The following is a 20,834-nucleotide window of genomic DNA, read 5'->3' as shown; positions in this document are numbered from 1 at the left end:
ATCCCGCATGTAAGTCAAGTCACATCTAGACACGGAATGATAACGATGCCCAATTTTCTTGCCATTGACGCTGGTGGCACGTCCACACGCGCCGTATTCCTCAACTCTTCCGGGCACTGCCTAGGGTACGGGACGGCAGGGGGTGGAAACCCGGTTTCGCGGGGATTTAGACCCGCTTTGGACGCACTGGAGGAGGCCGCGATCAAAGCCCTTGGCGGAGCCCCGAAGCCATTCGCTAATGCGCTTATTGCCATGGCCGGTGCATCACTTGAACTGCCAACAGATTTGTACCGGGACCGGTTCCTCACACTGGGACTTACGAAAAATGTGATGATCGAATCTGATTTATTGGCTGCTTTTTACTCCGGAACTTTTCATGATGATGGGTGCGCGTTGATAGCAGGCACCGGCGCTGTTGCTGCCCGCATCGCCGAGAGTCGCCTGGCTGCTGTGGCAGATGGGACGGGCTGGCTGCTGGGAGACTCGGGGTCAGGGTTCTGGCTTGGTCGCGAGGTAGCACAAGCCGTCGCATCGGCTCTTGATGGCCGCGGTCCGGCAACAGCGCTTACAGCACTCGTCCTGGGTGAGCTGAACATTCCGCTTGTCATGGACGCTCGCACCCAGGGCCGGCTCCGCGCTCAGCAGCAGCTAATTTCCAAGGTTTACGAGCGCAGCCCCATTGAACTTTCACATTTTGCACCCATGGTATTTGCCGTAACGGACGACCCCGTTGCCCAAGACATCGTTGCGCGCGCAGCGAGAGCCCTGGCCCGCACACTGCTGGCGATCAGCGGGGCTGCTGGTCAAGGGCCTGGAAAAGCCAGCCCACAGCAGTCAGTGGGCAGCCAACCGGCTTCCGTTGGTGCACAGCCGCTAGTTTTTGGTGGGAGCGTACTGACCAGGGCAGAGCCGTTGGCTTCTGCCGTGCTTGACGTTCTAGCTGCTGAATCCGCTGCGGGAGGGGCGGCACAAGATAAGTCAATCGGGCTAACCGCACGAGTGGATGCGTTCGCTCCCGTGCTGGTTCACGACGGCGTAGTGGGCTCCGCTGTTTTGGTGCTCAAACGAAATGGCATTGAGGTGGATGAAACTCTCTTTACCCGCATCAGTGAGAGTTTGGCGGCGCTCAGGTGATGGCAATGACTCCGTGGGGCTTGCGCGATCCCCGCGAGCGTCCGCCTGGTGCTCGCGCGTAGGCGACTCGCTACTTGGAATCGTTGTGAGGAGGAGTGTCTTTAGATTTCTCCGGCGCAGATTGCTCTGGCGCAGCCACTGTCCCGTTGTGGTTTGTGGCGTTGTTTTTTGCCTGCTCCAGGCGGTCCGAGGACTTCCTGTTCACCCCTGAGCCTTCGCTAAGGTGGGGGTCATTTTCCTTGTGTCCCATGACCAACAAGGAAGAAATAAGTAAGGTTGCAACAAAAGCAATGCCGAAAGCAATGCCTGCCAAATCCCAGCGCAATCCGTGGATAAGCCCACCCGCGGAAACTACCAAGGTGACTAGACCGGCAACCCCACCCAGAGCAAAGGAGAAGCTGAGTGGAAACTTAATGGAATTACCCGAGTTCGGGTTCTGCGGCTCGATACTGCCCACAATTAGTCCTTTAGATTGTTTGATGTCTCACGCACCACACGATTCTACGCAAAGTAGAACATACGATATCTAGCTTACTGGCCTTTTGCCCTCCGGCCATCATGGCGCAGTGTGAGCGCAGATAACGTCCACAGTGCACCTGTCATCAGGGCACCTCCTCCGGCCACACCCATCAACGCATGCTCACCTGTTGCGACAAAAAATGGCAGCACCAGACCAGTGCCAACGCCAAGAACGCCGGAGATTATCCAGTCACTTCGAAGCACGGATTTAGCTTCAGTGTTCCCCGCAGGCTTGAACAGAGCCGCAAAGAGCTCGGCCGCACCCATGACGGCAAGCGCTGCGCCACCGAGCCAGGCAGCAACGCTTGCGCTGCCGGCAACCGCCACCAACACGCCACTAACCGCCAATAAACCGGCTGCACCCAAAAGAACCAGCCTCCTTGTGTCCCGCAGAGGCAGGGCCAGGGTGCGCACAAGCAAGGACTGAGCTGCTGCCAACGCAAGAAAGTAGATGGCGAAAATTACGCAAAGGCCAAGGGTTCCAGGTGACTCCCAAAAGACCGTAATGAGACCAATAACTAGGGTGACCACGGCTCGCAGCAGTACGGGGCGCCACAGTGGGCTAGCTCTGCGTGTCTTGGTGTTGGCGTTGATTGACTGGGGAAGGGCGGTTTCACTCACCCCTCAAGTCTAGCCCGGCTAGCGGGAGCCCCTACCTGCATCCAACGGCCGGTGCGCGCACGCAGTCCCAACGTCAAGCCGCGGGCTCCCATATAGCCCACACTAAATGCCGCCCATACCCAGAACATTCCACGGACTGTATCGCCAAAGTGCAGCTGCGAAACCCAGAAAAGTAACGGCAGGTAAATCACTAGGTTGCCCACGCCAACCAAGGCCAAGTAGCGCGCATCACCGGCTCCGATGAGAACGCCGTCGAGCACAAAAACGTAGCCAGCCAGTGGTTGCCCAACCGCCATAACAAGCAAGGCCGCCGTCAGCGCGGCGTGAACGTTCGTATCTGTTGTGAAGATCCATCCAACGACGCCGGATACCGCCCAAAGGCCAAACCCGGTGAGAACACCAAAAGCAAGTCCCCATCTCGTCATTGTTCGTGTCAAAACACGTACTTGAGAAATATTGTCAGCCCCCAGTTCTTTGCCAATCAACGCCTGGGCCGCGATGGCGAGGGCATCAAGAGCGAAGGCTAGGAAGCTGAAGAGCGTCATAGCAAGCTGGTGTGCTGCCAGGTTTGTGGGACCTTGGGCCGTCACCACCAGGACAGTGACCAAAATGGCGGCTCGCAGAGACAGGGTGCGCAGCATAAGCCAGCTGCCCACTCTTGAGACCGCCCGCACTCCGACCCAGTCGGGGCGGATCCCCACACCATAGTGATGTGCTGCACGCACAACGATGACGAGGTATACAGCTGCCATTCCCCACTGTGCGATCACTGTTCCCAGTGCCGCTCCCCCCACGGACATTCCGAAACCATATACGAAAACAAAATTCATCACGATGTTGACGGCGAATCCGAGCGTAGCGACGATCAGCGGGGTCTTGGTGTCTTGGAGACCACGCAAAACACCCATGGCCGCCATGACCAATAGCATCGCTGGAATCCCTGCCAAGCTGGTCCTGAAGTATTCGTTTGCGTACCCCAGAACTTCCCCGCTGGCACCCATAGCGTTCAGCAGGCCACCACTGGCAAACATGCCCACAACCGCAAGGACAATGCCTAGCAGTGCCGCCAGCCAGAGCCCGTCCCGGCCCACTGCCAGTGCCTCAGCGCGTCTCCCAGCTCCTAGCAACCGCGCAACTGCCGGCGTCGTTGAGTATGCCAGGAACACCATGAGTCCAACAACCGTCTGAAGAAGCGTCGCGGCGAGGCCCACTCCAGCCAATTGGGGGACGCCCAAATGGCCAACGATGGCGGAGTCGGCCAATAAAAACAGGGGCTCCGCAATGAGCGCGCCAAAGGCGGGGATAGCTAAGCCGCGAATCGCTTTCGATGTTGAGCGCCGGGTCTGTGCAGAGGCAGCATTGGGCGTTACGGATTTAGGCATGAGTCAACAGTATCGGCAACCTTTGAACCCGCCCGTGCAGTTATCCACGCCTGACGGAGGCTCCCGCAGGGTTCCTGAAGACTTCCCTGATCATATTCACCACGGTGGCGTTAGTAACTTTGGCCGTTGTCGCTAGCCATATTGGCAAACCGTGAATAGTGGCCCTGAAAACCCAACACGATCGTTTTCGTGGGGCCGTTACGGTGTTTGGCAACGATGACATCCGCTTCACCGGCACGGGCTGATTCCTTGTCATAGATGTCCTCACGGTGCAGCAGAATCACCATATCGGCGTCCTGCTCAATCGAGCCTGATTCACGTAGATCGGAGATCATTGGCTTCTTGTCCGTACGTTGCTCAGAACCACGGTTCAACTGTGACAGTGCCACCACAGGAACCTGCAGTTCCTTGGCCAGCAGCTTCAGTGCACGGGAAAACTCCGAGACTTCCTGCTGGCGTGACTCCACACGTTTACCTGAGGACATGAGCTGCAAGTAATCCAGGACTACGAGCTTTAGGTCGTGCTGTTGTTTCAAGCGGCGGCACTTGGCACGAATTTCCATAAGGGACATATTAGGAGAATCATCTATAAACAGCGGAGCCTCGTTCATTCGCCCCATGGTTGTGGCGATCTTGGACCACTGATCATCTTTGACTGTTCCCTTGCGAAGGTCCTGGAGGCTAATGGTTGCTTCCGCCGACAGCAGACGCATGGCAATCTCATTACGACCCATTTCCAAGGAAAACACCACGGTGGCCATGTTGTGATCAATGGCTGCCGAACGCGCCCAGTCAAGCGCGAAAGTACTTTTACCCACAGCGGGTCTTGCGGCTATCACTATCATCTGCCCCGGGTGCAGGCCATTGGTCAGTTCATCAAATTCATAGAAACCGGTAGGCACACCGGTCATCCCTTGCCCCTTGTGTCCGGACGCCTCAATCTCATCCACGGTGGCTTCCATGACGTCTTTGAGCAGCACATAGTCCTCTGTGGTGCGACGTTCAGCTACGGCAAAAATCTCGGCTTGAGCGGCGTTAACGACCTCTTCAACTTCTCCGTCTTGGGAATAACCCATCTGGACAATTTTAGTGCCGGCAGTGACCAGGCGACGCAACACGGCTCGCTCAGCAACGATCTCAGCATAAAATCCAGCGTTTGCTGCGGTGGGAACTGATTGGATCAGTTGATGCAAGTAGGCTGCGCCACCAATTTTAGTGATCTCACCACGCTTGGTGAGCTCATCTGCCACCGTCACGGCATCAGCAGGCTCACCGCGGCCGTAGAGGTCCAGCGCGGCCTCATAGATACTCTCGTGGGAGGGGCGGTAGAAGTCTGTGCCACGCAGAACCTCCACCACATCGGCAATCGCATCCTTGGAGAGCATCATGCCACCCAGGACGCTTTGTTCTGCGACAAGGTCCTGAGGCGGTGTCCTGGCGAAATCAGGTTCGCGGGAGGATGTTCCTGATTCTCTGGTTGGAGCCGACATGTCTGATGCTCTCTTTCTGCCCTGCTGGCCGGGTCTTTGCGCACCCTGCGGTGGCATGTTCTTTGGTATTACTACTCCTTACCAGCTGGTACCGACAAAGGCGTCGTTATGGAGAGCTCAATGGCTACGTTAGACGGTGAAAGAGCATCTACCAACCCCGTTGTCCACCGATGCTGTGGATAACCGGTGCATTAAGTGCCTCAGCTTGTGCACAGCATGGGGACAATAATGTGCACAACTTAATAGAATGGTGCGCAATACTGCCCTGACCTGCACAAACACTGTCCACTGCCTGTGGAAATAAACATTTTTGGGCTACCGTACCAGCCATCCGCAGCCGCTTGACAGTGCGCATAAACACGGGTAGGCGCGATCATATCCACAGATATATGTCCCTCTGTGGATATCCCGACAACTCTCATCAATAGCAGCCCTGACCTTCATACATGCCCGCGCATGTACCCCCGACAACCCCAACAAGCCACCGTGTTCGGCGGCATTTTAGACAAAAAAGATCCGGCAACCATAACTGGGTGCCGGATCTTTCTAAACGATGAAGCGAGTACTAGCTTGCTACAACGTTCAAGGTGATAACAGCTGAAACATCGTCGTGAAGACGAACATTTGCAGTGTGCTTGCCAACCGACTTGATGTGGGCCGGCAGTTCAACCTTGCGCTTGTCAATAGTTCCCAGACCTGCAGCGGCTACAGCCTTTGCAACGTCGTCAGCCTTGACGGTACCGAACAAACGACCTGAGTCGCCAGCCTTTACCTTCAGGACTACAGCGTGTGCCTGCAGAGCGGTTGCCTGCTCCTGAGCAGCTTCAGTTGAAGCGTGCGCGTGGGCGAGGCGGGCAGCCTTGATGGCTTCCACCTGCTTCTCGCCACCCTTGGACCAGGTCAGTGCGAAGCCGCGGGGCAGAAGAAAGTTACGTGCGTAACCGGTCTTCACCTCAACGATGTCACCAGCGGCACCGAGGCCGCTTACTTCGTGGGTCAAAATGATCTTTGCCATGTGTATCTATCTCCCTTAACCGCGGCCAGCGCCGGAGTAGGGCAGCAATGCAACTTCGCGGGCATTCTTGATTGCCTGTGCGATTTTGCGCTGCTCCTGAACGGTGACACCCGTGACGCGGCGCGCACGGATCTTTCCGCGATCAGAAATAAACTTGCGCAGCAATGCTACGTCCTTGTAGTCGATGACTGTGATGTCAGCGGCCTTCAGGGGGTTGGACTTTGGTTTGGGCTTACGGAGTTCAGCCTTAGCCATCGTGGAGCTCCTTAGTATTCGTGGAGCCCGTGGATATTAATCCGCGGGATGGTTTGCGTACGGCGGATGCCGCACATTTCTTGTAAAACAAAAAGCTTGGCGCTCCAGAGTCCTAACGCGGCGGCGAAGCCGAAGCGAAAGGGGACGCGCTGCGCTTTAGAAGGGAGGCTCGGAGTTATCCGGGCCGGCGCCCCAACCGGAGGAGCCACCACCGGGCGTTGCCCAGGGGTCAGCTGCCGGTGCGGATTGCTGCTGCTGGCCGCCATTACCGCCGAAGTTTCCTCCGCCGGAATTGCCGCCAAAGCCGCCTTGTCCCCCGCCGGCGTTTCCGCCGCCGAAGTTTCCGCCCTGGCCGCCCTGGCCGCTGTTACCTCCACCGAAGTTTCCGCCACCCTGACCGCCGGAGCGTTGGGTACGGTTTACTTTGGCATTGGCATAGCGCAGCGAGGGGCCGATCTCGTCGACCTCAAGCTCCATGACGGTGCGCTTTTCGCCTTCTTTGGTGTCGTAGGTCCGCGACTTCAGCCGACCGGAAACAATCACGCGCATGCCCTTTGTGAGGGATTCGGCAACGTTCTCGGCCGCTTCGCGCCAGATCGATGCACGGAGGAACAGCGTTTCGCCGTCTTTCCATTCATTGCTCTGGCGGTCAAAGGTTCGCGGAGTCGACGCAATGGTGAAGTTCGCTACTGCTGAACCGCTCGGGGTAAACCGAAGTTCCGGATCACTGGTGAGATTACCAACAACCGTAATAGTGGTTTCGCCTGCCATCTGCTCCTGCTTCCTGCTTGGTGTTTTCCTACAAAGAAAAAACTAAAAAGAAATTACCGAAATTATTCGGCAACAACCTTCTGCTCTTCCGGACGTGTGATCTTGGTGCGCAGGATGGTCTCATTGATACCAAGCAAGCGATCAAGTTCCTGAGCGGTAGCAGGCGCTGCGGTGAAGTTCACCACGGCGTAGATACCTTCAGACTTCTTCTGGATGTCGTAAGCCAAGCGACGACGGCCCCAGATGTCAACCTTTTCGATGGTTCCACCATCGGTGGTAATGACATTCAGGAACTTCTGAAGCGACGGCTCAACGGTACGCTCATCAACATCGGGGTCGATGATTACCATCAGTTCGTAAGGACGCATATGTGAACCCACCTCCTTTGGTCTAGGCGGTTACGGCATTTCCGTAACAGGAGGTTCATTTGCGGTGCCGCACCGGTACCTATTGCACTACGTGAGTGATCTTGGTACCAGCACAGACTCACCCATCCTACCGTAAGTACGACGCCGGACACTCACCTCTGTGCGTAACTCTCACCACACGCTGTGGATAGTTCCCAGCGGATGTTTTGGATCTACTTTATGCCGCGCACGAGCAGGTCATGAAAGATGTTTCCGGTGTCCTGTTGAGCTAGGAAAACGCCATCGCCAAGCTGGCACTCGATGATGCAATCGCTGTTCTGGGGAGAAGGCAACCACAACCAGGTAGGGAACTTGGCCTGGAGGCACTTTGTGAATGGCGGCAAGTCGAGCCCAGCATGATCTGCCCGTGGCGCGAACGCATCCAAGCAATCGAATCCCCCACCCCGGGTGTGGAGCTGCTCGATCTACTCTGCGACTTCAAACTACTCTGCGACTTCAAAGTACTTGATCGTGACGGTAGCCAAGGGCATGCACGTCCCCGTTGGTGAAATCCTCATCATTCCGCTCTACAACATGCAGGGCTGAAGATCCCCTGCCATTGGTGGACATCTCCCTTCTCCAGCGAGCCGGGCTAGTGGGACCCAACTCTGTTCCACAGAACCGCGCACGGTCAGCGTGGCCGGACCATGTCGTTGCCAACGGAGTTCTCACTACAGATCCCGGTGGCAAGGGGTTCATCATTTCTACGGAGGACGCATAAGTACTACTTCCCGCCACCACTGCGGACTACAAGGAGCTCGTCCAACCTGACGGACGAAGGCGCCTGTGCAGACCTCAAGAAGCTGCACAAACAACTGGATGAGACTGTTCCGCCTTGCTACGGCTGGCCAAAGTCTGTGGCTCAGAACGCTCCGGAGATCGCCATTCGGCTTTCACTGCTGAATAGCAAAATCCTGTTGCCCCAAAGTGCCCCGGACCCACTGGGGGCGTCCCTCCACGCTGGCCGCATGCCTTAAAATGGAATGAACACCGCTCTTTGCCTGCCGAAAGGTCCTGCCATGCGCTTCACTGACAATGCCGTTGCGCAATGGCACGCGCAAAAAGAACTACGGGCCAGCCCCGCCTGGAAACTACTACAAGGGTCCCCTTGGACGGTGGCATTTCTGCGCTCCGTCTTCACGGCGACCAGGCAACGCATGCCGCTGGAGGAATTTCACGGCGATTTAGCGGAATTCATGAAGGAACTGCGCGATGAAAACCTCAGCCTAAATGAGGCTTGGCAGGCTTCCAACTACGCCGATTCTTGGGTGCGAAGCCAGTTTCTTTCCCGGCCCATGGTTGACGGAAAGTTCTTCTATGAACCCACTGCCTCCACGGCCCGGGTCCTGGCATTTACGGATACGCTGACCGGCAGCCGCACCAATTTGAACAGCTCACGACTGAGCACGCTGCTTAACAGTATTGAGGCGCTTTCACGCCAAAGCGATCCCGACCCGAAATCCCGTATTGCCACTCTCGAAGCTGAAATCGCTGAGCGTGAAAATGAAATCACTGCGCTGCGAAATGGCGCCAATCCAGCCGTACTATCCGAGGACTCCGCCGTTGCCGCCACCCGGAGTGTGTTGGATCTTGCGGCTGGTCTGCCGGCAGATTTCAAGCGGATGCGCGACGGCGTCGAGGTCATGCTGCACTCTATCCGGCAAGAAATCATGGACTCCTCAGTCACTAAAGGTGTTGCCGTGGGTCAGGTGCTTGCCGCTGACTTGGCACTACGCGGCACGGCAGAAGGAGAGACGTTCCAAGGTTTCACCGAGTTCCTCAACGATCCGGTACAACAGGGACGTTTCAGGCAATCAATCAACGAGGTGCTTGAGCGGGACTTCACCGGTCAGCTCAGCGCGGAAGAGCGGAGAAATCTGGCCTCCTTGCTGCGCGAGATGCGCCGTCAAGCTGCTGAGGTACACGCCATTTATGGGCGCCTCTCCGAGAGTCTGCACGCCTATGTCCAGTCCGCCGAGTTCAAAGAGTCTGTACTGCTGCGCAAGGCCATCCATTTAGCCGAACAGGCTGTGGCTGCTGCATCGCTTGGTTCCCGTGCAGGGGTGGTTGAACCGCTGTTATACGCACCGAACTTTGAAACTCTCGCGGGTCTTGGCATTTTCAATCCCGAAGACCACGTCCCACCACCTAAGCTTGCCGCTCCCCCGGCGTTGAGCGATGCAGATATCCACCGCACCCCGGCAACAGCGGCACCCGATATGCCACGCTTGCATGCCGCTATCGAGCGGACCAGAGAAACCCGCCATGGATCCGCCACTCTGCATGAGGTGTATGCCTCGTTGCCAGCTGATCTGCAGCACATAAACTCCATCCGGGGTTTGGTTCTTGCTGCCCGGGGGGCAGCAAACACTTTCGTGAACGACATTGACCCAGATCGCACCGAAACACTGACTTTCACCCAAATTGACGGCACAACGCGCACAGCTCGCGTCCCGTTATTCACGTTCGTTAAGGACTCTTCACCATGAGCGGCACTTCACACCCAACGCCGGAGCTGCAAAAAATTAGCAACTCTAGGGGCACCGAGCGAACCCTGTTTGACGGCGACACCGGCTCCTTCCCGCTGGAGTTGCGCCAGGTGCTGGTTCGATTGCTGCGTGGACCGTATGTTGACGGCGGCGCAGAACCCGCCTTGTGGACAACAATCCTGACGCACGACGTGTCTCTGCGTCAGTATCTCAGCGAGATCTTCTTGTTGTTGAGCGTAGATTCTGAACGCAAGATAGCACTGCTAACCCCAGCAGACATTGAGGCCGTTCACACACAGCCGATCGTTGCCCGCAAACCGTTGCGCCGCGAAGAGACCCTGTTGGCTTTGCGCCTTCGTGTACTGCTGGACCGCCATGCCGGCTCCGGCACAGATGTGGGTATCTCTCGCGCCGGGGCCAGGGAAATACTTGCCGAACACCGCCAGCCCGGCATAGTTGATGACAAACGCTTGGATGAACAAACGGACGCAGCACTAGCTCGCCTTCTTAATCTAAAGTTGATTCTGCCCACCGAACTGCTCAACGAATACCGAGTCAGCAACGCCCTGGCATTGGCTCTGCCTTTCGACTCAATCGATCAAATTCCCGCTTATCTCTCCGCCCTGGACAAGAACGAGCCTCACAACTCCTTAGACTCCGACTCCAGCGACGGCCCAGCACAGGAGGGCCTGTTGTGAGTATTGCAACCACCCTGCCCATCGGCGAAGAGATCAATCCCGGTCAATTTCGGCTGAGCCAGATCCAAATCATCAACTGGGGTACTTTCCACGGCCGCCACAGTATGTACGTTGACCGGGCCGGCACATTGCTCACGGGGCATCCCGGTGTTGGAAAGTCGACACTCTTCGACGGTATTCAGCATATTTTCTATGCTTCCCCACGCTTGAATGAATCGGCCCACGAGGCGTCTAACCGCAAAGATCGTCGGACCACTTTTAGTTACATGCGCGGTCGTAAGATCAAGACGGACAACGGCGTGATGTACCAACGGCCCAGCTCTACCTGGTCTGCCACCGCCCTTGTTTTCGAGGACGGACTGGGGAGGCACGTGACGATCTCTGCGCTTTTTGACCTTCCCGCCAACGGGCTCGAAGGCCAGGTGGGCAAGCACTACGTCATCCATGACAGACCGTTGGACACAGCGGCCTTGGAAAACCATGGCAGCCGTCGCTTCTCGCCGTCGTCTTTAAATGCCGCCTTGCCGGGAGCGGAGACTTTCGATGTGCACAGAACCTTTGCGGAACGCTTCCGTCGCAAACTCGGTATTGACAATGACAAGGCTTTTAGTCTGCTGCGTACACTGCAAAACGGAAAGGGTCTAGACAAAGGGGTCAACCGATTCTTCCGTTATGAGGTGCTGGATAAACCGTCCACACTGACGGCCGCAGCGGCCGCTGTTGAGGACTTCAACCACCTCAGCGGTATCTATCGCCAGCTGGAGGATGCCCGCGAGCAGCGCGACGCCCTAGCCCCGGTGCCCGAACTTCATCAGAAACACCACGAACTCAGTGAGTTGCACAACCGCACAGTTGATCTTCAGAAGACCCAACTCCCGCTGTTGCGCCACCAGTTCCAAAACGAACTTCTCACCACAAAAGCGTCTACCCTTAGCGATGCTCGGGCAAACAAAGAAACACAAATCAAGGCCGCAACAACGGCCAAAGAGGCCCTCGCTGCCAGTGTGGCTTCACTGTCGGAGCAGCAGGCCAACCATGGCGGCCGGGCCATAGAAGGCCTGGAAAAGGACATTCGGAGCGGTAAACGAGACCTGCTTGAACGGCAGCGTCTTGAATCCGAAGCACGTGCGGACCTTCACAGTGTCCGCATCGAGTATTTCTGGAGTGCAAAGGGACTGGATGCAGCCCGCACAGCTGCGGCAGCCGGCGTCGAACATCAGCTGGCAGAAACACAAACCGCTCGTACACGCGAGTATGAGGCAGTGGCGGCGAGTGTTAACCTCAAGGCACAGGAAAGAGCGTTGCTGGCCGAAATTGACTCTTACCAACGTCGGGGCTCGAATATTGATCCGCGTAGCGCGTCGGCTCGCCGAGCCATCTGCGCTGCTACTGGTTTGGCCCCCGAGGACCTACCTTTTGCAGGTGAGCTCGTGGACATCGGCACCGAGCACATCGTGTGGCGCCCTGCTGCAGAAAAGGTCCTGCGCTCACTCGCCACCACACTGCTTGTAAGAGGCAGCGATATTGGCGCTGTCACCTCGGCAATCGACGGACTTGACGGCCTGGGCAAACTCCGTTGGATAAACCTTGGCATGTCAGTTCAACCTGCAAAAAGGGAGCAGCCGGGTCAAGACCATTTGGTGAACAAATTAGACTTCCATGACTCAGAGCCTGGGTCATGGCTTCGCGAGAAGATCACCGCAGACTACGCTTTTACCTGCGTACCAGATGATGCCGCCCTGCACCAACATGCCAGGGCCATTTCCCGCGCGGGAACAGTCAAGCTCAGCGCCGCCGTGTTTGAACGCGACACCCGAACCATCAGCGCCTCCGACTATCTCTTGGGCTTCAACAACGTCGCGAAAATTGCCCAACTGCAGCAGCAGGTAACAGGCTTTGCTACCGATCATGCTCAATCAGCGGTAGCCGCAACGCAGAGCAGCCTGGCCAAGGAAGAATCGACAAGAAGACTCGCAGCCATGCAGCGGATTGCCGAAGACGTCCGCACTTTTGACCAGCTGGACTCCGGCGTACTAGTGGCTCGTCAGGCAGAGCTACAAACCACCCTGGATCAAACTATTGCCGGCAGTGCCACGCTAGCCCAACTGCGTGCTTCTCTCGCTGAAGCCACTACAGATCTAGAGGCTGCTGTGGGAAACGTGGCTGTGCTGCACCATGACTTGTCCGGGATCGAGAAGGAACTCAGCAGCGTTCGTGCTGTTTTGTCAGGAGATATGCAGCCGGCCCGGGCGGCTGATTGGGCGCTGGAGGCGTTTTCACCCTATCTGCTCGACGGCGGTCCTACCTCCTTGGATGAGCTGGAGCTTCTGCTGAGCCACGCTACCGTGGACTTGGGTGAGCGCATCACCACAATCAAAGAGCGCCAGTTCCGCGCCGAGGGAGCATTAAGCGAAATATTCAAGAGCTTTGCCCGCCAGTTTGGCCCTCTCATGAGCTCCAGTCATGGAACTGGTGCCGAGGCAGCGCAACACTATGAGGAGTTGTACAGACGCATTGTTTCCGAAGGGCTACCGCAGCGACAGGAACAATTCAGAGAATATTTCAATAACCGCTCCTACGAACGATTCTCAGATCTCCTGCAATTACTGGAAGAGGAACGGCGTTCCATTGAGGAACGAATCCTGCCACTAAACCAGATTCTTGCAGACGTACCTTTTGAGAAAGGCAGCCGGCTGCGCCTCGAAGTGAAGACCACTATTCCCGATGAGGCCAGAGTCTTCAGAGGCGAACTCAAAGAAGCCCTGGGGAATGCTTACACCAAGGCCACCGAGGACACCATGGCGGCCAGCTATCTGCAATTGGAACGACTGGTCAACGCTCTGCAGGATCCCACCATGTCTCATTGGGCGGACACAGTGCTGGACGTACGCCAGCATGTGACTATCAGCTGCAACGAACACCGTCCGAACGGTGAGGTGGAAGTCGGCTTGGAGCCCGGCACACTTTCAGGCGGTGAGGGGCAGCGTTTCACCTCTTTTATTATGGGAGCCGCCCTTGCCTATCAGCTGGGTATTGACACCCAGGGTTACAGTACCTACGGCACCGTCATGATCGATGAAGCATTTATTCAGGCCAACTCGGAATACGCCGGCGCAGGCATCAACGCTCTACAGGAATTCGGTTTCCAACTCTTGCTGGCCGCCCCTGAGGACAAGGTCGACTTGTCAAGGCACCTGGGCTCTATCACAGACATCATCAAGCACCCGCAGGCAAACGTCTCTGGATTCCTTGACACTGGTCGGTCACCGGCCACCGCAACTGACATTGTCCTAGGAGAACCTTCCTAGATTCATGGGGCCCATCCGGGCCGGGACTGTTCATTTCCCGGGCCTGTGGGACTGTGCCGTGCGCATCTTGGGGTGGGGCTGGCCTTTAAACGTGTGTTAAATTGAGGGAGGCCCCGCACCGTGTGGTGTGGGGCCTCGACCTTTTTATGTGTTGTCCGGCGGTGTCCTACTCTCCCACATCCTCACGAATGCAGTACCATCGGCGCTGTGGGTCTTAGCTTCCGGGTTCGGAATGGGACCGGGCGTTTCCCCCACGCTATGACCACCGTAACTCATTCCCCACGGGCCAGCACGACTGTGTTGGTGTGGGTGGTTTGTTGGGTGTTCTTGTGATGAACAACTTCTATTTCTATTTTATTATACATGTAATTACCATTTCTATAAACCTTTGTTTAGGGATTTATAGGTTTTGGTGGTGTCATGTTTTTTTTGTTTCCTGTCCGAACAAACGGGTGGGTTTGTTGGTTGGGAACCACATAGTGAACGCGAGCATACTTGTTTTTATAAAGTGTGTGTGGTGTAAGTTATCGGCCTATTAGTACCGGTCAGCTTCACGAGTCTTTAGTCCTCGCTTCCACGTCCGGCCTATCAACCCAGTAGTCTAGCTGGGGGCCTCTCACACTTTTACGTGTAGGGAAATCTCATCTTGAAGCGGGCTTCCCGCTTAGATGCTTTCAGCGGTTATCCCATCCGAACGTAGCTAATCAGCGATGCACTTGGCAGTACAACTGACACACCAGAGGTTCGTCCGTCCCGGTCCTCTCGTACTAAGGACAGCCCTTCTCAAATTTCCTGCGCGCGCAGCGGATAGGGACCGAACTGTCTCACGACGTTCTAAACCCAGCTCGCGTACCGCTTTAATGGGCGAACAGCCCAACCCTTGGGACCTACTCCAGCCCCAGGATGCGACGAGCCGACATCGAGGTGCCAAACCATGCCGTCGATATGGACTCTTGGGCAAGATCAGCCTGTTATCCCCGAGGTACCTTTTATCCGTTGAGCGACGGCCATTCCACAATGTGCCGCCGGATCACTAGTCCCGACTTTCGTCCCTGCTCGAGGTGTCCCTCTCACAGTCAAGCTCCCTTGTGCACTTACACTCGAAACCTGATTGCCAACCAGGCTGAGGGAACCTTTGGGCGCCTCCGTTACTCTTTAGGAGGCAACCGCCCCAGTTAAACTACCCATCAGGCACTGTCCCTGACCCGGATTACGGGCCGAAGTTAGATGTCCAAAGTGACCAGAGTGGTATTTCAACGATGACTCCATAACAACTAGCGTTGCTACTTCACAGTCTCCCACCTATCCTACACAAGCCACTCCGAACACCAATACCAAACTATAGTAAAGGTCTCGGGGTCTTTCCGTCCTGCTGCGCGTAACGAGCATCTTTACTCGTACTGCAATTTCGCCGAGTTTATGGTTGAGACAGCGGGGAAGTCGTTACTCCATTCGTGCAGGTCGGAACTTACCCGACAAGGAATTTCGCTACCTTAGGATGGTTATAGTTACCACCGCCGTTTACTGGGGCTTAAATTCTCAGCTTCGCACACAAGTGTGCTAACCGGTCCTCTTAACCTTCCAGCACCGGGCAGGAGTCAGTCCGTATACATCGTCTTGCGACTTCGCACGGACCTGTGTTTTTAGTAAACAGTCGCTTCCCCCTGGTCTCTGCGGCCCACACACGCTCACGGACAGCTAGTGTCCTTCACGTGGCAGGCCCCCCTTCTCCCGAAGTTACGGGGGCATTTTGCCGAGTTCCTTAACCATAATTCTCTCGATCGCCTTAGTATTCTCTACCTGATCACCTGTGTCGGTTTGGGGTACGGGCAGTTAGAACCTCACGTCGATGCTTTTCTAGGCAGCATAGGATCACCGAATTCCCCCCTACGGGGGTCCCATCAGATCTCAGAATCGTCATTGAAGACAACACAACGGATTTGCCTATCGTGTTTCCTACGTCCTTAGACCGGGACTACCATCGCCCGGCTCGGCTACCTTCCTGCGTCACACCTGTTAATACGTTTACCTCCCCGGTTCAGTTCCCACGCTCCCCACACATCCTGGTCCCGAAGGACACTCAATGATGGTTTGGGTGGTTAGTATCACCGGTTCAATATTGGCGGTTCTTCACCGGTACGGGAATATCAACCCGTTGTCCATCGACTACGCCTGTCGGCCTCGCCTTAGGTCCCGACTTACCCAGGGCAGATTAGCTTGACCCTGGAACCCTTGATCATTCGGCGGACGGGTTTCTCACCCGTCTTTCGCTACTCATGCCTGCATTCTCACTCGTGTAGGCTCCACCGCTAGTTCACACTGCGACTTCAATGCCCACACGACGCTCCCCTACCACTCCAAACCCCTGAAAAACACTCACGAGGAACATTTTTAGGGTCATGTTTGAAATCCACAACTTCGGCGGTGTACTTGAGCCCCGCTACATTGTCGGCGCGGGATCACTTGACCAGTGAGCTATTACGCACTCTTTTAAGGATGGCTGCTTCTAAGCCAACCTCCTGGTTGTCTAAGCAATCCCACATCCTTTCCCACTTAGCACACGCTTAGGGGCCTTAGTTGGTGGTCTGGGCTGTTTCCCTCTCGACTATGAAGCTTATCCCCCACAGTCTCACTGCTGCGCTCTGACTTACCGGCATTCGGAGTTTGGCTGACGTCAGTAACCTTGTAGGGCCCATTAGCCATCCAGTAGCTCTACCTCCAGTAAGAAACACGCAACGCTGCACCTAAATGCATTTCGGGGAGAACCAGCTATCACGAAGTTTGATTGGCCTTTCACCCCTACCCACAGCTCATCCCCTCCATTTTCAACTGAAGTGGGTTCGGTCCTCCACGCGCTCTTACACGCGCTTCAACCTGGCCATGGGTAGATCACTTCGCTTCGGGTCTAGATCACGCCACTAAACTCGCCCTATTCAGACTCGCTTTCGCTACGGCTTCCCCACACGGGTTAACCTCGCGACGTAACACTAACTCGCAGGCTCATTCTTCAAAAGGCACGCCATCACAAGAACAACTACCCACAAGGGGCACGCTTGCTCTGACGGATTGTAAGCACACGGTTTCAGGTACTATTTCACTCCCCTCCCGGGGTACTTTTCACCTTTCCCTCACGGTACTTGTCCGCTATCGGTCATTAGGTAGTATTTAGGCTTATCAGGTGGTCCTGACAGATTCACACGGGATTTCTCGGGCCCCGTGCTACTTGGGATACTCACCCAAGGGAGTGCACTGCATTTCAGTTACGGGACTCTCACCCTCTACGGTCGGCCATTCAAAACCGTTCACCTATACATGCACCATTCCCCTTCCTGAACCGGCAGATCCAGATCGGTAAGTCCCACAACCCCGCACCATGCAACGCCCGCCGGCTATCACACATGACACGGTTTAGCCTGTTCCGCTTTCGCTCGCCACTACTAACGGAATCACTTTTGTTTTCTCTTCCTGTGGGTACTGAGATGTTTCACTTCCCCACGTTCCCTCCACACATCCTATATATTCAGATGCAGGTCACTACCTCGTCTTGCAACGGGTAGCGGGGTTCCCCCATTCGGACACCCTCGGATCAAAGTTTGGTTATCAACTCCCCGAGGCTTATCGCAGATTCCTACGTCCTTCTTCGGCTCCTAATGCCAAGGCATCCACCGTGCGCCCTTAAAAACTTGACCACACACTCTGGTCACTCTTACTTATCGAGAGAACCATGAAAACCAACACCACCACCCCAAAAGGGTCGTGACATCAGATCCAGGTTCAATTATCTCAAAGAAATTGCTTCTTTATAAAGATGCTCGCGTTCACTATGTAGTTCTCAAACAACAACCCCACCACACACCCCACCAACCACAGCAACACACAAAAGTGTGTCACCGAACAGGCCAGAGAAGTCATGTGCGGGAAACCAGGCACAACACAACCACCAACACCACACCCCCCAACAGGTAAACACCCAACAAACAGGCACTCACCCACAGGAAACACGATAATCAGCGGTCCTTGTTATTCCAGGACCCAACAGTGTGCCAAACACAACAACAACTACCAACAACCCCTAACAGCTCTTTCCTCACACCCACCAAAGGATGCGGTACTCAAACCAAGGCCGCGATACTCATCATCAGCTATCTTATTGATATTCCACCCTTGAGCAACTCACCCAGAAACAGACGTCCTGGCAATGAGTCTTTACTCCTCCTACCACCAACACAACCCATGCGGGCCATACCGTGATACTCGGTGCTCCTTAGAAAGGAGGTGATCCAGCCGCACCTTCCGGTACGGCTACCTTGTTACGACTTAGTCCCAATCGCCAGTCCCACCTTCGACAGCTCCCTCCCCACAAGGGGGTTAGGCCACCGGCTTCGGGTGTTACCAACTTTCGTGACTTGACGGGCGGTGTGTACAAGGCCCGGGAACGTATTCACCGCAGCGTTGCTGATCTGCGATTACTAGCGACTCCGACTTCATGGGGTCGAGTTGCAGACCCCAATCCGAACTGAGACCGGCTTTTTGGGATTAGCTCCACCTCACAGTATCGCAACCCATTGTACCGGCCATTGTAGCATGCGTGAAGCCCAAGACATAAGGGGCATGATGATTTGACGTCGTCCTCACCTTCCTCCGAGTTGACCCCGGCAGTCTCCTATGAGTCCCCACCACTACGTGCTGGCAACATAGAACGAGGGTTGCGCTCGTTGCGGGACTTAACCCAACATCTCACGACACGAGCTGACGACAACCATGCACCACCTGTAAACCGACCGCAAGCGGGGCACTTGTTTCCAAGTGTTTCCAGTTCATGTCAAGCCTTGGTAAGGTTCTTCGCGTTGCATCGAATTAATCCGCATGCTCCGCCGCTTGTGCGGGCCCCCGTCAATTCCTTTGAGTTTTAGCCTTGCGGCCGTACTCCCCAGGCGGGGCACTTAATGCGTTAGCTACGGCGCGGAAAACGTGGAATGTCCCCCACACCTAGTGCCCAACGTTTACGGCATGGACTACCAGGGTATCTAATCCTGTTCGCTCCCCATGCTTTCGCTCCTCAGCGTCAGTTAATGCCCAGAGACCTGCCTTCGCCATCGGTGTTCCTCCTGATATCTGCGCATTTCACCGCTACACCAGGAATTCCAGTCTCCCCTACATCACTCTAGTCTGCCCGTACCCACCGCAGATCCGGGGTTGAGCCCCGGACTTTCACGGCAGACGCGACAAACCGCCTACGAGCTCTTTACGCCCAATAATTCCGGATAACGCTTGCGCCCTACGTATTACCGCGGCTGCTGGCACGTAGTTAGCCGGCGCTTCTTCTGCAAGTACCCTCAACCAGCTAAACACTGGCCTTGTTCCCTACTGAAAGAGGTTTACAACCCGAAGGCCGTCATCCCTCACGCGGCGTCGCTGCATCAGGCTTTCGCCCATTGTGCAATATTCCCCACTGCTGCCTCCCGTAGGAGTCTGGGCCGTGTCTCAGTCCCAGTGTGGCCGGTCACCCTCTCAGGCCGGCTACCCGTCGTCGCCTTGGTGAGCCATTACCTCACCAACAAGCTGATAGGCCGCGAGTCCATCCAAAACCAATAAATCTTTCAACCAAACCCCATGCGAGGTAAAGTCAATATCCAGTATTAGACCCCGTTTCCAAGGCTTATCCCAGAGTTAAGGGCAGGTTACTCACGTGTTACTCACCCGTTCGCCACTAATCCCCCCACAAGTGAGGTTCATCGTTCGACTTGCATGTGTTAAGCACGCCGCCAGCGTTCATCCTGAGCCAGGATCAAACTCTCCGTTAATAACTAAACAGACACACACAAACACACCGGAAAAAGGTCATGAATGCATGCACTAAATTCGAAACCAGCTAAACAACCATTCATCACCACAGGGGCGGCAACAAACAGTCAAATAACCAATTCAATATAAATAAATTGGTATCAATAAAACTTGGCACACTATTGAGTTCTCAAACAACAACCACACCCAGCCAACACACCACAAACAAAACAACTTATTCACGATGATCAGCGCCGAGGCAACTTTCCAACCTTACCCATAAAGCCTCAACAATGCAAATCCCTCAACCAGCAGACCACACCACCAAAACACAGGAAAAGAACCAACAAAACCAGTCCCAAACCCAGGCAAACCATTCCCCCAACAAGCAGGGCAACTCGAAAAACAATACACACAAAAACACCCACACGCAAATCGGCTCCCGGCCTACAAGAACACCCGTGCGCATATGCCTACAATCCGCGGATCTGCCATTCCGGCGGCTTGGGCGATGACAGCTCGGGACCTTCTGCGGCGCGTAGAGAACACAACTGGATCCAGGCGGAGGGGTAACCGCAGAAGACTGCTCTCGTGGGCGCTGGCGTTCCCTAGAGGCAAGGTTCTGAGCCGTGCCAGAGCCCCGCAAGGCCAATACGTCAGATACTCCTGGGCCACTAGTCAAAAGTGATGCCGGCTTATTGTGCCCGGCCTGTGGGACTGCGCCGTGCGCACCTTGGGGTGGTCTTTTGTTGGGGTGGGGCTGGCCTTTAAACGTGTGTTAAATTGAGGGAGGCCCCGCACCGTGTGGTGTGGGGCCTCGACCTTTTTATGTGTTGTCCGGCGGTGTCCTACTCTCCCACATCCTCACGAATGCAGTACCATCGGCGCTGTGGGTCTTAGCTTCCGGGTTCGGAATGGGACCGGGCGTTTCCCCCACGCTATGACCACCGTAACTCATTCC

The 20,834-nt window shown here is 55.7% G+C and carries 12 protein-coding genes and 4 rRNA genes; 4 read left to right on the top strand and 12 right to left on the bottom strand.

The genetic code is table 11. The features are described from left to right. The first annotated feature begins 45 nt into the window (after positions 1-45). Positions 46-1,134 (top strand): BadF/BadG/BcrA/BcrD ATPase family protein, encoded by a 1,089-nt coding sequence (locus tag AAFM46_RS00240; protein ID WP_343318877.1) that lies wholly within the window; start codon positions 46-48, stop codon positions 1,132-1,134. 70 nt (positions 1,135-1,204) lie between these two features. Here the strand turns inward: AAFM46_RS00240 and AAFM46_RS00235 are convergent, their stop codons facing one another. The 8 genes from AAFM46_RS00235 to rpsF form a co-directional block, all read right to left on the bottom strand. After that, positions 1,205-1,591, bottom strand: coding sequence for a hypothetical protein (locus AAFM46_RS00235; protein ID WP_343318876.1), 387 nt, complete (start codon positions 1,589-1,591; stop codon positions 1,205-1,207). A gap of 74 nt (positions 1,592-1,665) precedes the next feature. Beyond that, complete coding sequence (locus AAFM46_RS00230; RefSeq protein ID WP_343318875.1) at positions 1,666-2,274, bottom strand: hypothetical protein; 609 nt, start codon at positions 2,272-2,274, stop codon at positions 1,666-1,668. Beyond that, positions 2,271-3,656, bottom strand: coding sequence for an MATE family efflux transporter (locus tag AAFM46_RS00225; protein WP_343318874.1), 1,386 nt, complete (start codon positions 3,654-3,656; stop codon positions 2,271-2,273). The genes AAFM46_RS00230 and AAFM46_RS00225 overlap by 4 nt, the downstream gene beginning before the upstream one ends. Before the next feature lie 110 nt (positions 3,657-3,766). Further along, positions 3,767-5,146: a replicative DNA helicase gene (gene dnaB / locus AAFM46_RS00220; protein ID WP_283531981.1), complete on the bottom strand. Its 1,380-nt coding sequence runs from the start codon at positions 5,144-5,146 to the stop codon at positions 3,767-3,769. Positions 5,147-5,711: 565 nt separating this feature from the next. After that, complete coding sequence (rplI, locus tag AAFM46_RS00215) at positions 5,712-6,161, bottom strand: 50S ribosomal protein L9 (protein ID WP_283531982.1); 450 nt, start codon at positions 6,159-6,161, stop codon at positions 5,712-5,714. Between the two features lie 15 nt (positions 6,162-6,176). Next, positions 6,177-6,416: a 30S ribosomal protein S18 gene (gene rpsR, locus AAFM46_RS00210; protein WP_003800144.1), complete on the bottom strand. Its 240-nt coding sequence runs from the start codon at positions 6,414-6,416 to the stop codon at positions 6,177-6,179. Positions 6,417-6,572: 156 nt separating this feature from the next. Further along, positions 6,573-7,187: a single-stranded DNA-binding protein gene (locus AAFM46_RS00205; RefSeq protein WP_283531983.1), complete on the bottom strand. Its 615-nt coding sequence runs from the start codon at positions 7,185-7,187 to the stop codon at positions 6,573-6,575. 62 nt (positions 7,188-7,249) lie between these two features. Then, positions 7,250-7,555, bottom strand: coding sequence for a 30S ribosomal protein S6 (rpsF, locus tag AAFM46_RS00200; protein WP_283531984.1), 306 nt, complete (start codon positions 7,553-7,555; stop codon positions 7,250-7,252). A gap of 1,058 nt (positions 7,556-8,613) precedes the next feature. Between rpsF and AAFM46_RS00195 the strand changes: the two genes are divergently transcribed. The 3 genes from AAFM46_RS00195 to AAFM46_RS00185 are packed head-to-tail and all read left to right on the top strand — an operon-like array spanning position 8,614 to position 14,089. Next, positions 8,614-10,083 (top strand): DUF3375 domain-containing protein, encoded by a 1,470-nt coding sequence (locus AAFM46_RS00195; RefSeq protein ID WP_343318873.1) that lies wholly within the window; start codon positions 8,614-8,616, stop codon positions 10,081-10,083. After that, complete coding sequence (locus AAFM46_RS00190; protein ID WP_343318871.1) at positions 10,080-10,781, top strand: DUF4194 domain-containing protein; 702 nt, start codon at positions 10,080-10,082, stop codon at positions 10,779-10,781. Before AAFM46_RS00195 ends, AAFM46_RS00190 begins: the two co-directional genes overlap by 4 nt. Beyond that, positions 10,778-14,089, top strand: coding sequence for an ATP-binding protein (locus AAFM46_RS00185; protein WP_343318870.1), 3,312 nt, complete (start codon positions 10,778-10,780; stop codon positions 14,087-14,089). Before AAFM46_RS00190 ends, AAFM46_RS00185 begins: the two co-directional genes overlap by 4 nt. Positions 14,090-14,242: 153 nt before the next feature. On the opposite strand, the gene rrf (AAFM46_RS00180) is transcribed toward AAFM46_RS00185, so the two are convergent. The 4 genes from rrf (AAFM46_RS00180) to rrf (AAFM46_RS00165) form a co-directional block, all read right to left on the bottom strand. Beyond that, positions 14,243-14,359, bottom strand: a 5S ribosomal RNA gene (rrf, locus tag AAFM46_RS00180). A gap of 244 nt (positions 14,360-14,603) precedes the next feature. Next, positions 14,604-17,778: ribosomal RNA gene (locus tag AAFM46_RS00175) — 23S ribosomal RNA — on the bottom strand. Between the two features lie 579 nt (positions 17,779-18,357). Further along, positions 18,358-19,893, bottom strand: a 16S ribosomal RNA gene (locus AAFM46_RS00170). Between the two features lie 815 nt (positions 19,894-20,708). Continuing rightward, positions 20,709-20,825 (bottom strand): 5S ribosomal RNA (rrf, locus tag AAFM46_RS00165). The 16S, 23S and 5S rRNA genes sit together here, the layout of an rRNA operon. Positions 20,826-20,834 lie beyond the last annotated feature (9 nt).

This window comes from Arthrobacter sp. TMP15, assembly GCF_039529835.1.
In the GTDB taxonomy this organism is placed as follows: domain Bacteria; phylum Actinomycetota; class Actinomycetes; order Actinomycetales; family Micrococcaceae; genus Specibacter.
This window is presented reverse-complemented; position numbering and strand designations above follow the sequence as displayed.

Excerpts from the sequence above, each read along its gene's own strand:
- AAFM46_RS00190 (WP_343318871.1), top strand. The coding sequence starts at position 10,080 with ATGAGCGGCACTTCACACCCAACGCCGGAGCTGCAAAAAATTAGCAAC.
- AAFM46_RS00205 (WP_283531983.1), bottom strand. The coding sequence starts at position 7,187 with ATGGCAGGCGAAACCACTATTACGGTTGTTGGTAATCTCACCAGTGAT.
- AAFM46_RS00240 (WP_343318877.1), top strand. The coding sequence starts at position 46 with ATGCCCAATTTTCTTGCCATTGACGCTGGTGGCACGTCCACACGCGCC.
- rplI (WP_283531982.1), bottom strand. The coding sequence starts at position 6,161 with ATGGCAAAGATCATTTTGACCCACGAAGTAAGCGGCCTCGGTGCCGCT.
- AAFM46_RS00195 (WP_343318873.1), top strand. The coding sequence starts at position 8,614 with ATGCGCTTCACTGACAATGCCGTTGCGCAATGGCACGCGCAAAAAGAA.
- rpsF (WP_283531984.1), bottom strand. The coding sequence starts at position 7,555 with ATGCGTCCTTACGAACTGATGGTAATCATCGACCCCGATGTTGATGAG.
- dnaB (WP_283531981.1), bottom strand. The coding sequence starts at position 5,146 with ATGTCGGCTCCAACCAGAGAATCAGGAACATCCTCCCGCGAACCTGAT.
- rpsR (WP_003800144.1), bottom strand. The coding sequence starts at position 6,416 with ATGGCTAAGGCTGAACTCCGTAAGCCCAAACCAAAGTCCAACCCCCTG.
- AAFM46_RS00225 (WP_343318874.1), bottom strand. The coding sequence starts at position 3,656 with ATGCCTAAATCCGTAACGCCCAATGCTGCCTCTGCACAGACCCGGCGC.